Here is a 15526-nt window from a genome sequence, read left to right as displayed (position 1 = left end):
TAGCTGTAAGCAATATGAAGTAAGAGTGAGATTACAACATGTGGAAATGGCTCCATCCCTATGCCAAAGCAGAAACCTCTTATCAGCTTGCTGGTAAACTTTTGCCATGGTTTTCGATCCTAGCGCTATTGTGTCTATCCGTCGGTACCGTGTGGGGGCTTGCATTTGCGCCTTCTGATTACCAACAAGGCGATAGCTTCCGTATCATCTACATCCATGTTCCGTCTGCAATCTGGTCGATGGGTGTATACATGTCGATGGCGATTGCTGCCTTTATCGGTTTGGTATGGCAGGTAAGGCTATCAGACATGGCCGCACTGGCGATGGCACCGATTGGCGCTGTGTTTACCTTCATTGCGTTACTAACCGGCGCTGTTTGGGGTAAACCAATGTGGGGCGCTTGGTGGGTTTGGGATGCGCGTTTAACCTCAGAGCTGATTCTTCTATTCTTATACTTGGGTGTGATTGCACTACACCACGCTTTTGACGACCAAAAAACAGCAGCCAAAGCGGCTGGCATTTTGGCTATCGTTGGTGTCATCAACCTACCTATCATTCACTTTTCAGTAGAGTGGTGGAACACACTTCACCAAGGCGCGACGATCACTAAGTTCGACAAGCCTTCTATTTCAAGTGACATGTTATGGCCGCTTCTTCTTAACATCTTCGGCTTCGCCTTTTTCTTTGGTGCTGTGACTATGGTTCGTTTCCGCAACGAAATCATCAGTAAAGAAAGTCACCGTCCATGGGTTCGCAAGCTTGCGGCTGAAAAAGCGTAGTAGGGTAGGTAATTATGTATTTTGAATCTTTGAGTGATTTCTTTGCCATGGGAGGCTATGCCTCGTATGTATGGAGTGCATTTGGAATCACATTCCTCGCGATGATCATTTTACTGGTCGTAAGCGTTCGTCGTGGTAAGCAATTACTAAATGAAGTACAAGCTAAGATTGATCGTCAAGCTCGTATCGATGCAGCAAAAAATATGGAGAACACTCTATGAACCCAAGACGTAAAAAGAGGCTGGGCATTGTCTTAGCGATCTTTTTTGGTATCAGTGCGACTGTTGGATTGATGGTTTACGCACTTAACCAGAACATGGATCTGTTCTACACACCAACTGAGCTGGTCAACGGCAAAGATGGTAAGAAACCTGAAGTTGGTCAACGCCTACGTATTGGTGGCATGGTCGTAGTCGGCTCTGTAAGCCGTGACAATGAATCACTACGTGTAAGCTTTGATTTGCAAGATGTAGGCCCTAAAGTAACAATTCTATACGATGGCATCCTTCCTGATCTTTTCCGTGAAGGCCAAGGTATTGTTGCTCAGGGTGTTCTTAAAAATGCAACGACAATCGAAGCGTTTGAGGTGTTGGCAAAGCACGATGAAGAGTACATGCCTTCTGAAGTTGCGGAAGCAATGAAGAAAACCCATGAGCCTTTGCAATACACGACTGAACAAAAAGAAGGAAATGCTCAATGATAGCCGAGATCGGCCATTTTGCGATGATCCTGTCCTTGGGACTTGCATTGCTGCTAAGCGTGCTCCCACTGTATGGAGCCGCTCGAAATAACACATTATTGATGAACAGCGCACGACCGTTGTCGTGGGGTATGTTCGGATTCTTAGCGATTTCGTTCTTTATCCTGTGTTACGCGTTCTACACAAATGATTTTACGATTCAATACGTAGCAAGTAACTCGAATAGCCAACTGCCTTGGTACTACCGAATTACGGCGGTTTGGGGCGCCCACGAAGGTTCATTACTGCTTTGGGTTCTTATCCAAGCGGGTTGGACGGTTGCAGTAGCGACGTTTAGCCGTGGTATGCCTCAAGAGTCTGTAGCTCGCGTACTAGCTATCATGGGTTTGATTACTGTCGGCTTCTTGCTGTTCATTATCGTAACGTCTAACCCATTCCTACGTACATTGCCTTTCTTCCCTGTAGATGGCCGTGACTTGAACCCACTACTGCAAGATCCGGGTTTGATTATTCACCCGCCAATGCTTTACATGGGTTATGTAGGTTTCTCTGTTGCGTTCTCTTTTGCCATCGCTTCTCTAATGAGTGGTCGTCTTGATACGGCATGGGCTCGTTGGTCACGTCCTTGGACAATCGCAGCTTGGTTATTCCTAACAGTAGGTATCGCGCTAGGTTCGTGGTGGGCTTACTACGAACTTGGCTGGGGTGGCTGGTGGTTCTGGGATCCAGTAGAAAACGCTTCATTCATGCCTTGGTTAGCTGGTACTGCTCTGATGCACTCACTAGCGGTAACCGAAAAGCGTGGCACATTTAAAGCTTGGACAGTATTACTGGCTATCTCTGCATTCTCGCTAAGCTTACTAGGTACATTCTTAGTTCGTTCGGGCATCTTGGTATCGGTTCACGCATTCGCGTCGGATCCTGCTCGTGGTATGTTTATTCTAGGTTTCCTAGTCTTTGTTATCGGTGGTTCACTGCTGCTGTTCGCCGTTAAAGGCGCATCGGTTCGTGTTCGCGGTAACTTCGATCTGGTTTCTCGTGAAAACGCACTGCTTGGTAACAACATCTTACTGATTGCAGCGCTTGTCGTTGTATTAGTCGGTACGCTACTGCCATTAGTTCACAAACAGTTAGGCTTGGGCTCGGTATCTATCGGTGCACCATTCTTTGATATGTTGTTCTTCTGGTTAATGATCCCGTTCTCGTTCTTGCTTGGTATCGGTCCTCTGATCCGCTGGAAACGTGACAACCTGTCTAAGCTTGTTAAACCAATGCTGATTTCAGGTGCATTCTCACTTGGTTTGAGTGCGCTAATGGTTGCTCTACTGGCTGACCGCTTCAGTGGTACTGCGTTTGCTGGTTGGGTAATGGCGTTCTGGATCATCTTCATGCACGGCTTTGAGCTGCATGAGCGTGCGACTCACCGTCATACATTCCTGAAAGGTCTCACTAAGCTACCTCGTAGCCACTGGGCAATGATGTGTGGTCACATTGGTTTAGCCGTGACAGTGATTGGTATCGCGATGGTGCAAAACTACAGCATCGAACGTGATGTACGTCTGGCGCCAGGTGAAAGCTACCAGCTTGAAGAGTACAGCTTCCTGTTTACAGGGGTTCGTGACAAAGATGGTCCTAACTACGATGGTTACATTGCTGACTTTGAAATTACTAAAGAAGGCAAATACATCAACACGCTTCACGCTGAAAAACGTTTCTACACCACAGCTAAGTCTATGATGACAGAAGCAGCGATTGACCGTGGCGTAACGCGCGACCTTTACATCGCAATGGGTGAACGTTTAGACGACAACAAGTCTTGGGCTGTTCGTATCTACTACAAACCATTTGTACGTTGGATCTGGGCTGGTTCTTTGATCATGTCGATTGGTGGCGCTATTGCTATCAGTGACCGTCGTTACCGTTTCCGTAAGCCAACAAAAAAGTCGGCTGAAGAGCAGGAGGCTTAATTCGAATGAACAAGAAGATTTTATTCATTCCATTGATTGCGTTCATGGTTCTAGCTGGAATCTTTGCAACGCAATTAATGCGCAACCAGTCGGGCGATGACCCGACTAAGCTTGAATCTGTATTGATTGGTAAGCCTGTTCCTGAGTTCGGTCTAGAAGATTTAGAGCAACCAGGTAAGTTTCATGATCAAGCAATCTTTAAAGGTGAGCCACTGCTGCTTAACGTGTGGGCGACTTGGTGTCCTACTTGTTATGCAGAGCACTCTTACCTGAACAAGCTTGCGGATCAAGGCGTTAAGATCATTGGTCTTAACTACAAAGATGATCGCAACAAAGCAGTTGGTTGGTTAAAAGAGCTGGGTAACCCTTACCTAATCAGTCTGTTTGATGGTAATGGCATGCTAGGTCTTGACCTTGGCGTGTATGGTGCTCCTGAAACTTTCCTAATCGATGCTAACGGCGTGGTTCGCTACCGTCATGTTGGTGACGTGAACCCAACCAACTGGGCATCGACCCTTGAGCCGATGTATCAAGAGTTGTTGGAGGAATCGAAATGATTAGAAAGGTACTGATTACTCTATTCGCTACGTTCGCAATCTCAGCGACAGTCTCTGCTGCGCCTATCGAGTTTCATGAATTTGAAACCGTGGATCAAGAACAGCAGTTTAAAGAGCTGAGCAATACGCTGCGTTGTCCTAAATGTCAGAACAACACGATTGGTGATTCGAACGCTGAGCTAGCGGTCGACTTACGCCAAAAAGTGTACGAGATGACAAAAGACGGCAAGTCGAAGCAAGATATCATTGATTACATGATTGCTCGCTACGGTAACTTTGTGACTTACAATCCACCACTGACACTAGCTACATCGATCCTTTGGATTGGTCCGTTTGCGGTGGTTGTGTTTGGGTTTGGTTTGATTATTTTACGAAGCAGAAAGTCAAAATCAAAAGCAGCAGTAGAGTCAGATAAAGACTGGGATGCAGACAAAGAAGCTCGCTTAAAAGCGTTACTCGATGAAGAGAACGACGGAGATAAGAAGTAATGACTCTATTTTGGATTTCTACCATTATCCTTTCGCTAGCGGCAATTTTCTTAATTGTTCTGCCCTTTATTAATAAGAAGGCAAACAATGATGAAATGCTTCGCGACGAGTTGAACAAAGCATTCTATAAAGACCGTCTTGTCGAGTTAGAAGTAGAAGCAGAGGAAGGTCTTGTTGATAACCAACAAGAACTGATCGCTGATTTGAAACAGTCTTTGCTTGATGATGTTCCTGCACAAGAAGAGATGAAGAAGACTCAAATCTCTACGCTTGGTGTGGTTGTACCGTCGATCATCCTTGTCGTCGTTGTAACTTATGGTATGTACTTTAAGTTCGGTGCATTGGACAAAGTTCAACACTGGCAAGAAGTGAGCTCTAACCTTCCTGAATTGTCTAAAAAGCTGATGTCATCGGAAGGTGGTGCACTAACGGATGATGAGCTGGAAGATTTGACTCTGGCGCTTCGTACTCGTCTGCATTACCAGCCAAAAGATTCAACAGGTTGGTTGCTGCTTGGTCGTATTGCACTGGCTAACCGTGATGCTGAAACAGCAAAAGATTCTATGGAACGAGCTTACAAACTTGAACCTAAGAATGAAGATGTTCAGTTAGGTTTCGCACAAGCACTGATGCTTTCACCTGATGAAGCTGATCAGAACCAAGCTCGTTTGATTTTGAGCCGTTTGATTCAAAACGATTACGTCGACCTTCGTGTGTTCTCACTGCTAGCGTTCGATGCGTTTGAGCGTCAAGATTACCCGGGTGCTGTGAAGTACTGGAGCATCATGCAGCAGATGATTGGTCCACAAGACAGTCGCTATGAAATGCTTTCGCGCAGTATTGAAAGTGCTCAGAAGAAAATGGGCGACACTATGGGTGTTGACCAAGGTAAGACTGTTGCTGTAACGCTCGATCTATCTGCAGACGTGAATGCTGACCCTAACTCAGTGTTAATTGTGTCAGTACACAGAGCTGATGGTTCTCCAATGCCTATCGCAGCGGCACGCTACCCACTAGGGACTTTCCCGCGTACTGTTGTTCTTGATGACGGCAACAGCATGTTGGAAGGACAAGAGCTGTCTAGCCTTGAAACTCTGATGGTTAGAGCTAGGCTTGATACAGACGGCAACGTTTCAACTCGCGAAGGTGATTGGTACGGTGAAAGTGAAGTGGTTGAACTGGGTGCTCCAGTGACCATTGATATCAATAAGCAATATTAATCATCACTTTGCATAGGTGTTAGCTATTCCGATTTGCAGATAAACGGTATAGACTTAGCCAAACAATTGAGGCCAGCGATTGCTGGCCTTTTTTATTTTTTGAATTCCTTATGGAAAAGGTGATATGTCTGCCAGTGTTTTAAGACTCTCGAGTTTACTTTTTATCACAAGCTTAACGGTTGGGTGTTCAAGTGCGCCGGACGAAAGTGTTGACGATGATAACCTCGAAACCTCTGAATACGTCGAAGAGTCCCACCCGAATGATCCTTTTGAAGGTTTCAACCGAGCGATGTGGGATATCAACTACGAATATCTAGATCCTTATTTAGTTCGCCCTGTTTCCCTCGCTTATGTTGACTACACCCCTGTGCCAGTGCGTTCTGGTATCTCCAATTTCCTAGCCAACTTAGACGAACCATCAAGCATGGTGAACAACCTCATTATGGGTAATGGCGAGAAAGCACTCGACCATTTTAATCGTTTTTGGATTAACTCAACGATTGGTTTGTTAGGCTTAATCGATATTGCCAGCGAAGCTGGGATCACCAAATACGATGATAAGTCATTCTCTGATGCGATTGGTCATTACGGGGTAGGGAATGGTCCGTACTTCATGGTGCCGGGTTATGGTCCACTAACAACGCGAGAAGTGACTGAAACCGTCGATGGCTTGTATGTCCCTCTGTCGTTCTTGAATTTCTGGGCTAGCTTAGGCAAGTGGGCATTTGAAGGCATGGAAACACGTGCTCAGTTAGTGTCACAAGAGGCGCTGTTGGATAATTCTCCTGATCCATATGCATTAACGCGTGATGTTTACATTCAACGTCGTGATTTCAAAGCCGAGATTGAACCTGAAGAGGTCGACCTTGAAGAAGAAGACTTCATCGATGGTTATCTAGAAGATTACTAGAAACACGATTTAGAGAACCGATAAAAGAAAGGCTCGATGTTGAAAACAACATCGAGCCTTTTTAATGCTTTCTACTTTTAGGGCGGTAGATTAGAAGCGGTAGTTCGCTTGGATACCCACTAACCAGATGCTACCAGTCACTTCACCTTCGAAGTCACCACCAAATGGCGCAGAACTTGCGTCATCTTCAACCATTTTTGCGTCTTTCGCTAGGATGTAAGTGAAACCAGCGTCTAGTGTTAGTTGCTCAGACCATTGGTAGCCTGCACCAATACTTAGCCAAGTGCGGTCTGTTTCTGGGATTGTCGCTGTACGGTGCTCTTCGCTTACCGCTGAAGTGTCGTATGCGATACCAGAACGTAGAGCCAATTTAGGTGTCATTTGGTAAGTCGTACCAATCGCAAAACGGTAGTTGTCTTCCCAATTTTCTTCTTTGATCGGCACCGATTCTGTTGGGAAATCAGCAACAAGTTCTTTGAAGCTGCTCCAGTTTGTCCAGTTAACACTCGCGTGAACCGCGACTTTTTCTGTCAATTGGTGGAAACTCGCAAGCTCTGCGGTTGCAGGTAATGCAAGATCCATAGACCCTGCATCTTTTTTATTCGGTTGAAGCATATTGAAGCCACGACCGTTAGCATGCCCTTCTAGAGTTAAGTCGACTTCTGATTTGTAAGTAAATCCTAAGCGGTTGTTTTCATTGATCTGCCAAGCGGTACCCACTTGCCATCCCCATGCAGTGTCTTCACCTTCCATGTATTTTAGTGTGTCGCCCTTCTTCATAAACAAGTAATCAGAAGCAGCAACAGCACCAAAGCTACCTTCTGCCATGATGTAGCGAATACCACCACCAATTGATACATTTTCAAGTACTTGGTATGCAGCATTTAGGTTCAGTTCCATGCTGATAACGCTTGCTTCATTGCCGTGGTTTGCACCAGCAAAGTCAGTACCTAGGTCGGTTTCCATACCGTAGTTAGTGCCAGCAGCAAAACCTAATGCGAACTTGTCGTTGTACTTATGAGAAACATAAAAACTTGGAATCACAGCACTGTGGGCAAAATCTTTGCTACTTGCTGGAGTATTTCCGCCAGAGGTACCTTCGATATCAATGTTCGGGTCAACATAGATAGCGCCAACAGAAACCTGAGTACCTTCTAGGTAAGTCAGCATTGCTGGGTTACGCCATTGTGCGTCTGCACCGTCTGCCATTGCTGCTTCACCAGCGTATGCGCGGCCAAGACCGGTTGCTGAGTATTCTGCTAGTTGAAAACCTGCCGCGTGAGTCACGGTTGAAGTCGAAAGTAGTCCAACTGCCACTGCAGCAGATAGAAGAGTCTTATTCATTTTCATTATTATGTTCGCTGAATCATAAGTATTTAGTGGCGTGATTCTACTTTTAGAGTCATTACTTTAAAAATGAAATTCGAATAAAACAGTGTTTTAGGGATTTAATGAGTAAATGTGTTTAATTATTAGAGAAATAATCTAAATGTTTCGGCTGTGTTGCGAAATTTGAGCGTACACTTGTAGTCATATATTGACCTTGCAGGCTACAACTGTAAGCTTAAATTGATTTGAGTCAGTGGTTTAGGCAATGAAAAAGGGTCGCGTAATGCGACCCTTTGGGGATTACTTATTAACTTATATTAGAAGCTACGGCTGTACTGCAGGCCTAGTAGGATTGCATCAGCGCGAGTAGTTGCACTGATAGATGTAACGCCTAAGCTTTCATTTACGTTATCTACGTCTTCACCTAATAGGTAAGTGAAACCAAAGTCGACGTTAGATGCAGTATCGATATGGTAAGTGAAACCAGCAGAGAACCATTGACGATCAGAGTCTGGAACAGATACTGATTTCAGGTCATCTTGTGCTGCGATGTCGTACATGTAACCAGCACGTAAATCCCAGTTATTGTTCAAGTAATACGTAGTACCGACTGAGATGTGACCTGCATTCTTCCATTCGTATGCTGAATCAGGAAGAGCACTTGCCGCGCCACCGAATTCAATTTTATCGAACGCTTTCCAACCAACCCACTGTAGAGAGTAGTGAACCGCAAACTTGGTATCTTTAAGTTTGTGGAAGCCCGAGAACTCAGCCATATCTGGTAGTGGAAGAACGATTTCTTGTCCTTTATCGTCTTTAGCCGTAATTTCTGGGCTGTAGCGGTAAGATAAACCGAAGCGGTTGTTTTCGTCTAGCTCGTAAACTGTACCGATGTTAAAACCAACACCCCAACCATCTGCCTCATCGATATCAACAATGCTTGTACCGTTTAACGCATTTAGCCCTCCAGTTATACCACCGTCAACAGCTGGTGGAAGGACGGGACCTGTATAAGTAGTGTCACTAAATGAGCGTTTTAGTGTGCCTTTACCGTAGATCAGATCCAGACCTGCACCAAAGCTCCACTGTTCATTTAAACGGTAAGAACCAGCTAAGCCAAAGTTAAGGCTCATGATATCTGTCTCGCCGCCGTATTCAGATGCTACGAAATCACTACCAAAGTCTGTAGACGTACCAAAGTTTGAGTATGCGTTAACACCCCAAGCAAATTTTTCGTTTACAGGAACGATAAGGTGGATGTTTGGTGCAACAGATGTGCCACCAGCATCATCGTAATCTGAAGACTGTGTACCAGTCGTTGGGCCTGCTGCGCCAATGCCATTTACTGAAGTGTAAGTAGCATTTTTAACTTTAATATCAGTAGTAATTGTTTCAAAACCAAGAGATAGCTCAGTTTTGTCAAACAGTGCCATTGCTGCAGGGTTACGAGCCATGACTGACGCGTTATCTGCGATTACTGCATCACCAGCGAAAGCACGACCAAGGCCGGTAGCTGATTGTGCGTTAAGTTGGAAACCTGCTGCCATCGCTTGCGAAGACGCCAGTGTAATTGTTACTGCTAAAAGAGACTTTTTAAACAGACGCGTGTTGTTGGTAGTCATTCATTTATTCCTTTATATATCCGCCTCTACAGGGCGATTAATTTGAGCAATTGCTCAATGGTGGCTGATCCTATTCGCAAGTATACGATATACAAATCCGACCATTGGAAATTTTGAGTGGAAAATTATGGAAATGACGCCTATCTGGCACGAAAATGGTGCGAAATGCTGTTTTTTAGAGTTTTAACTCTAGAGGTATTGATGGAGTGAATGATTTTGCGGTTTATTTATAAATAAAGCCCAGCAATATCAGTGATATAATTGCTGGGCCTTTTGTGACGGGGCTTTAAGAGCGAATTAGCTCATCGGTTTGATCATTTTTGTCAGCTTTTCGGCGATTTTGGAAACATCCTCACCATTTTCACCCACAAGGATTAGGCTGCTGCCATCGACGGGGGTTACTGAGCCGGACATGCCTTTCTCATCAAAGTCGATAGGTTTGTCTGTCGGAATACCGGTTAAAAACAGTGTTACTTTGCCTTTTGCGCCTTGGAAGACCATATGTACTGCGTTGGATTTACCAAAGCCACAGTGGTTTAGGTAATAAACGTGGTAAGGGAAAGCGTCATCAAACTGAAAAGCAAATGGGTTCATTTTTGCGTTGATCTGCTGCGATGTAACCTGTTCATCGATGCTACTAACAAAGCTCTTTTCATCAACAACATGCTTCATCGCCGTATCAACTAAACTAGCTTGCGCAGGTGAAACGAATGCATTTCCCCAATTCACTTGGCCAACTAATAAACCAGCAACAAACGCCACCGAGGCAGCCATTGCCATTGCTCGTCTCGCAAACGTAGGCCTTACTACTTTGCTTTCTTCGCTTGAGGTCTGATTGAACAGAATACGATCAGCAAGATCGTCTGGCACATCCACATTCATCGCTGAGTGGATCTGTTTATCAAGCGCTAGTACATCGTCTAAGAAGTTACTATTGGCTTCGCTATTCGCGGCCGCATCAACAATATCTTGTGTACGTTGTTTAGGTTCCGACAATACACGACGACGAAATTCCAAATCATCCATTATGTTGCCCCCTCTCTGCCTCTTCTGTATCCAACAGCTCTTTCAACTGATTTCGAGCTCTGAATAAACGTGTCATCACCGTGTTTTTGTTGAGATCGAGAATATCGGCAATCTCATCACCACTAAAACCACCAATCACTTGTAAGAAGAGAGGTTCACGGTAATCAATTTCAAGTTTCATGATCTGGGCTTGTAACCACTGATGCTGATGGTGCGGGTCATCACTGACACTAGCATCGTTACTGTGATCGTCGATATCAACCAGATCAAACTGTTTGCGTTCAAAACGTCGAGCGTTCTCGCGTCTCAAGATGGTAATCAGCCAAGATTTAGCGGCTTTTTCATCTTGAAGGCTATCGAGTGACTTCCATGCACGAAGGCAAGTTTCTTGAACTAAGTCTTCGGCAATGCTTTTGTCTTTGCATAACCAATAGGCGTAGCGAAAGAGGTCACGATGATAGGCACGCACGAGTGCTTCGTATTTTCTTTGTTTGTCCATATCAGAGTTGACCGGACGCTTGGCTGTTTTCTTTCCAAACATTTTTATTATTGACACACGAGCCTCCATAATTGCTCTGCGTATAGCTGTCCTCTATACGTTGTGCTTCGTTTTTATATTTTTAGAGCTAACGATCGGCAGGAAATCGTAAAATCACATTAAAATTGATCTACTTCAAAATCTAAGGCCTCGAACCCGTTATAGTACACCTTGTCGTCTAGTTAGTCATTCGTGGCTAGCATGTTGAGCAAGACGACACTTCCTTTTGAAGGCTGACTTTACTTTCTCCTAATCAGGAAACTGATTATTTCAATTGGCGCTAAGTTAATTGCTTTATATACATTCCGACCACACAGCTTTGTGTGGTTTTTTTTTGCCTCAAGAAAACCATTCTCTACATTGCGATAACAGTCTTGGCTTACAATAGTTTAGTCTCTTACGACAACCTTTCCCCCAAAAAGGTTCGCCTGAATGTGCAGTTATATTTTCAAACAGTGAGATACTCGTATCACGTTTATTTAAACGCTCGTTTGATTTAATTAACAACTTCTTTACAATGCTTCAGGTCAGACCTCTTAACTTTAAGGAGAAACCATGGGCAAACAGGAAGTCAAAACGCGTTCTGGAGAACGTGTTGCCGTTGTCGCTGGATTACGAACCCCATTTGCTCGTCAGAGCACAGAATTTAGCCAAGTGCCTGCGGTTGACCTAGGCAAAATGGTTGTGAGCGAAATGCTTGCAAGAACGGATGTCGATCCTGCGCTTATCGAACAAGTTGTGTTCGGCCAAGTCGTGCAAATGCCAGAAGCGCCGAACATTGCGCGTGAAATCGTGTTGGGCACAGGCATGGACATCAATACCGATGCCTACAGTGTCACACGAGCATGTGCGACCAGCTTCCAAGCGGCAGTTAACGTGACCGAAAGCATTATGGCTGGCACGATTGATGTCGGTATTGCGGGCGGTGCGGACTCTTCTTCTGTATTGCCTATCGGTGTATCGAAAAAGTTAGCGGCAAATCTATTAGCGCTGAGCAAAACGAAAACTATGGGTCAAAAGCTGAAGATTCTTAAAACGCTTTCAGTAAAAGACTTGATGCCAGTACCACCTGCAGTTGCTGAATACTCGACCGGTTTATCCATGGGGCAAACGGCTGAGCAAATGGCTAAGACGCATGGTATTACTCGCGAAGCTCAAGATGCACTTGCTCACCGTTCTCACTCTTTGGCTTCTCAAGCATGGAAAGAAGGCAAGATTAAAGACGAAGTGATGACGGCATTTCCTGCGCCTTACAAAAAGTATCTAGCGGAAGACAACAACATTCGCCACGACTCAACGGTTGAAGGTTACGCTAAGCTGCGTCCTGCTTTTGATAGAAAGTACGGCAGTGTAACGGCAGCCAATGCTACGCCGCTGACTGATGGCGGTGCGGCAGTGATGTTGATGCGCGAAGGTAAAGCGAAAGAACTAGGTTTAGAAGTGCTTGGTTATATTCGTGGTTATGCGTTCTCAGCGATTGGTGTTGAAACAGATATGTTGATGGGCCCGACTTACGCGACCTCACAAGTATTGAAGAACACAGGTTTAGAGTTGTCAGACTTAACACTGATCGAAATGCACGAAGCATTCGCTGCCCAAGTCTTGGCTAACGTTAAAATGTTTGCGAGCGATGAGTTTGCACAGAAGAATCTTGGCCGCGATAAAGCGATCGGTGAGATTGATATGGAGAAGTTCAACGTGCTGGGTAGTTCAATTGCTTACGGACACCCGTTTGCAGCGACTGGCGCGCGCATGATGACTCAAACATTACGTGAACTGAAACGTCGTGGTGGCGGTTTGGCACTGAACACAGCTTGTGCGGCTGGTGGTTTAGGTGCAGCAATGATCTTGGAGGTAGAATAATGTCTACGACTCTTGATGCAACAACAGAAAAAGAAACAGTCGCTCAACCAGATTCAACCTCTGCGACAGAATCAACCCAAAAGAAAGCGGCAGCATTTTCTCTTAATATCGATGAGCAAGATATTGCTTGGTTAGCGATCGATGTGCCAAACGAAAAAATGAACACTCTTCAAGCGGCTTTTGCTGAAGAAATGAAAGCCATCTTTGAGCAACTCAAAGAAAAGCAGAGCCGAGTTAAGGGCCTAATCGTTCATTCTCTTAAGCCAGATAACTTTATCGCGGGTGCAGACGTTCGAATGCTTGATGCGTGTAAAACGGCTGACGAAGCACAGTCTCTGGCTCGCCAAGGGCAGGAGATGTTCCAAACTCTGTCTGAACTACCGTACCCAGTGGTCGCAGCGATTCACGGCCCATGTCTAGGCGGTGGTTTAGAGCTCGCACTGGCGTGTGATTACCGCGTATGTACCGATTCAGATAAGACTCGTCTTGGTCTGCCAGAAGTTCAGTTAGGTCTGTTACCAGGCTCGGGCGGTACACAGCGTCTGCCTCGCCTTATCGGTTTGCTGCCATCTCTCGACCTAATCCTAACGGGCAAGCAACTGCGCGCTAAGAAAGCGAAATCGCTCGGTGTCGTGGATGCTTGTGTGCCTGAAACTATCCTGCTTGAAGTCGCTAAGAGCTTTGTTGAAAAGAATACGGGCAGTAAAAAAGGTAAGCGTCTTGCGTCGAAAAGCCAAGCGTCGACCAAAGAAAAGCTGATTTCACGTAACGGCCTTGGTCGTAAAGTGATTTTTGAACAAGCTTCTAAGAAGACGAATCAGAAAACACGCGGCAATTACCCAGCAGCAGATGCGATTCTAGATGTGATTCGTTATGGCCTAGAGAATGGCTTTGACAAAGGGCTTCAGTATGAAGCGAAGCGTTTCTCAGAACTGGTTATGACTTCAGAATCCAAAGCCCTTCGTTCGATTTTCTTTGCGACTACGGAAATGAAAAAAGAGCACGGCGCAGACGCAGAACCAAAAGCGGTTAAGCGTGTTGGTGTGCTGGGCGGTGGTCTTATGGGCGCAGGTATCAGTCATGTCAGCGTTGCTAAGGCGAAAGTACCTGTGCGCATTAAAGACGTATCAAATGAAGGTGTACTGAACGCGCTTAACTACAACTTTAAGTTATTCGATAAGCAGCGTAAGCGTCGTATTCTGAGCCGAGCGGATCTTGAAAGTAAGATGCTTCAACTGTCTGGTGGTATCGACTTTACGAGTTTTAATCACTCTGATGTGGTGATTGAAGCGGTATTTGAAGACCTCGACCTTAAGCAATCAATGGTTGCGGACATTGAAGCCAATGCCAAGCCAGAGACTATTTTCGCGACGAATACGTCTTCACTGCCAATCCATAAGATTGCAGAGAAGGCGCAGCGACCAGAAAACGTGGTTGGTCTTCACTACTTTAGCCCTGCAGAGAAAATGCCGCTAGTTGAAGTTATTCCTCATGAAACAACGTCAGAAGAGACGATCTCGACGGTTGTAGCATTAGCGAAGAAGCAAGGTAAAACGCCGATTGTTGTGAAAGATACGGCTGGCTTCTACGTGAACCGTATTCTTGCTCCGTACATGAACGAAGCAGCGCATTTACTGTTAGCGAACGAGCCGATTGAAAAGCTCGACAGCACGTTATTGGACTTCGGTTTCCCGGTTGGCCCTATCACCTTATTAGATGAGGTGGGTGTTGATATCGGTGCGAAGATCATTCCGATTTTAGTGAATGAGCTTGGCGATCGTTTCCAAGGCCCTGATGTGTTCGACATTCTTTTGAATGACAACCGTAAAGGTCGTAAGAGTGGTAAAGGTTTCTACACTTACAAAGGGAAGAAGAAGGAAGTCGATAAGTCAGTTTACAAGCTGCTTAAGCTTCAACCAGATCCTAAGTTGAGCGATAACGATATCGCGATGCGCTGTGTGTTACCTATGCTAAACGAAGCGGTTCGTTGTCTAGATGATGGCATTATCCGAAGCCCTCGTGATGGTGATATCGGTGCGATTTTCGGCATCGGTTTCCCTCCATTCCTAGGTGGTCCGTTCCGCTACATGGATCAAATCGGCATTAAGTCACTGGTTGAGATGATGAACGACTTCGCTAAGAAGTACGGTGATCGTTTTGCGCCATGTGATGGCCTACTGACACGCGCTGGTTTGGGTGAGTCTTTCTACAAGTAACTCTCTAGTACGCTAATTAATAAGCCCGCATCAAGCGATTGATGCGGGCTTTTCTGTTTCATGGGTTAGCGAAAGGAATGAGATTCCCGACTCAGTCATTCTTCCTTCTCGGGAATGACGGGGGTAGTGATGTGTTCTGTCTGGTAGCGTTGGCTTGGTGTGGGAAATTCCCGATTCGGTCGTTCTTCCTTTTCGGGAATGATGTTCGAGAGATAAAAAGTAAGTTATTGCGTTGATTAGAAAGGCGGTCAAACGCACGTCATTCAAAACTACTGTCATCTCCTAAAGCGACGAAGGAGCGTAATAGGAGA

Annotated in this window: 14 protein-coding genes; 10 read left to right on the top strand and 4 right to left on the bottom strand. The window is 45.4% G+C overall.

Annotated features, from left to right (window positions below; translation table 11 throughout):
- Positions 1 to 38 precede the first annotated feature (38 nt).
- From OCV20_RS12270 to OCV20_RS12235, 8 genes are all read left to right on the top strand, one after another.
- Complete coding sequence (locus OCV20_RS12270) at positions 39 to 779, top strand: heme ABC transporter permease (protein ID WP_017064107.1); 741 nt, start codon at positions 39 to 41, stop codon at positions 777 to 779.
- A 14-nt stretch (positions 780 to 793) separates the two neighbouring features.
- Positions 794 to 1000, top strand: coding sequence for a heme exporter protein CcmD (ccmD, locus tag OCV20_RS12265; RefSeq protein ID WP_009848525.1), 207 nt, complete (start codon positions 794 to 796; stop codon positions 998 to 1000).
- Complete coding sequence (gene ccmE, locus OCV20_RS12260; RefSeq protein WP_017064106.1) at positions 997 to 1479, top strand: cytochrome c maturation protein CcmE; 483 nt, start codon at positions 997 to 999, stop codon at positions 1477 to 1479. The genes ccmD and ccmE overlap by 4 nt, the downstream gene beginning before the upstream one ends.
- Positions 1476 to 3446: a heme lyase CcmF/NrfE family subunit gene (locus tag OCV20_RS12255; RefSeq protein WP_017060654.1), complete on the top strand. Its 1971-nt coding sequence runs from the start codon at positions 1476 to 1478 to the stop codon at positions 3444 to 3446. The genes ccmE and OCV20_RS12255 overlap by 4 nt, the downstream gene beginning before the upstream one ends.
- A gap of 5 nt (positions 3447 to 3451) precedes the next feature.
- Positions 3452 to 4003 (top strand): DsbE family thiol:disulfide interchange protein, encoded by a 552-nt coding sequence (locus OCV20_RS12250; RefSeq protein ID WP_017060653.1) that lies wholly within the window; start codon positions 3452 to 3454, stop codon positions 4001 to 4003.
- Positions 4000 to 4491: a cytochrome c-type biogenesis protein gene (locus OCV20_RS12245; protein ID WP_086775686.1), complete on the top strand. Its 492-nt coding sequence runs from the start codon at positions 4000 to 4002 to the stop codon at positions 4489 to 4491. Before OCV20_RS12250 ends, OCV20_RS12245 begins: the two co-directional genes overlap by 4 nt.
- On the top strand, positions 4491 to 5711 hold the full coding sequence (ccmI, locus tag OCV20_RS12240; RefSeq protein ID WP_050621064.1) for a c-type cytochrome biogenesis protein CcmI: 1221 nt from the start codon (positions 4491 to 4493) through the stop codon (positions 5709 to 5711). Before OCV20_RS12245 ends, ccmI begins: the two co-directional genes overlap by 1 nt.
- Before the next feature lie 124 nt (positions 5712 to 5835).
- A complete protein-coding gene (locus OCV20_RS12235; protein WP_086775687.1) occupies positions 5836 to 6621 on the top strand; it encodes an MlaA family lipoprotein in 786 nt (261 codons plus the stop codon).
- A gap of 90 nt (positions 6622 to 6711) precedes the next feature.
- Here OCV20_RS12235 and OCV20_RS12230 read toward each other — a convergent pair whose 3' ends face one another.
- From OCV20_RS12230 to OCV20_RS12215, 4 genes are all read right to left on the bottom strand, one after another.
- Positions 6712 to 7971, bottom strand: coding sequence for an outer membrane protein transport protein (locus OCV20_RS12230; RefSeq protein WP_086775688.1), 1260 nt, complete (start codon positions 7969 to 7971; stop codon positions 6712 to 6714).
- A gap of 296 nt (positions 7972 to 8267) precedes the next feature.
- Positions 8268 to 9572 carry an outer membrane protein transport protein gene (locus OCV20_RS12225; RefSeq protein WP_086775689.1) on the bottom strand — a complete coding sequence of 435 codons (1305 nt, stop codon included), beginning with the start codon at positions 9570 to 9572 and terminating at the stop codon, positions 8268 to 8270.
- A 297-nt stretch (positions 9573 to 9869) separates the two neighbouring features.
- The gene (locus OCV20_RS12220) at positions 9870 to 10598 is read right to left on the bottom strand and encodes a DUF3379 domain-containing protein (RefSeq protein WP_048616070.1); all 729 of its coding nucleotides are present in this window, start codon (positions 10596 to 10598) and stop codon (positions 9870 to 9872) included.
- Positions 10591 to 11139 (bottom strand): sigma-70 family RNA polymerase sigma factor, encoded by a 549-nt coding sequence (locus tag OCV20_RS12215; RefSeq protein ID WP_202910153.1) that lies wholly within the window; start codon positions 11137 to 11139, stop codon positions 10591 to 10593. Before OCV20_RS12215 ends, OCV20_RS12220 begins: the two co-directional genes overlap by 8 nt.
- A 552-nt stretch (positions 11140 to 11691) precedes the next feature.
- Here OCV20_RS12215 and fadI point away from each other — a divergent pair.
- Both fadI and fadJ read left to right on the top strand, forming a co-directional pair.
- On the top strand, positions 11692 to 12999 hold the full coding sequence (gene fadI / locus OCV20_RS12210) for an acetyl-CoA C-acyltransferase FadI (protein ID WP_048607862.1): 1308 nt from the start codon (positions 11692 to 11694) through the stop codon (positions 12997 to 12999).
- The gene (gene fadJ, locus OCV20_RS12205) at positions 12999 to 15215 is read left to right on the top strand and encodes a fatty acid oxidation complex subunit alpha FadJ (RefSeq protein ID WP_086775691.1); all 2217 of its coding nucleotides are present in this window, start codon (positions 12999 to 13001) and stop codon (positions 15213 to 15215) included. The genes fadI and fadJ overlap by 1 nt, the downstream gene beginning before the upstream one ends.
- Positions 15216 to 15526 lie beyond the last annotated feature (311 nt).

The organism is Vibrio coralliirubri (genome assembly GCF_024347375.1).
Lineage (GTDB): Bacteria > Pseudomonadota > Gammaproteobacteria > Enterobacterales > Vibrionaceae > Vibrio > Vibrio coralliirubri.
Note: the sequence above shows the minus strand (reverse complement) of the source record. Positions and strands in the feature narration are given on the sequence as shown.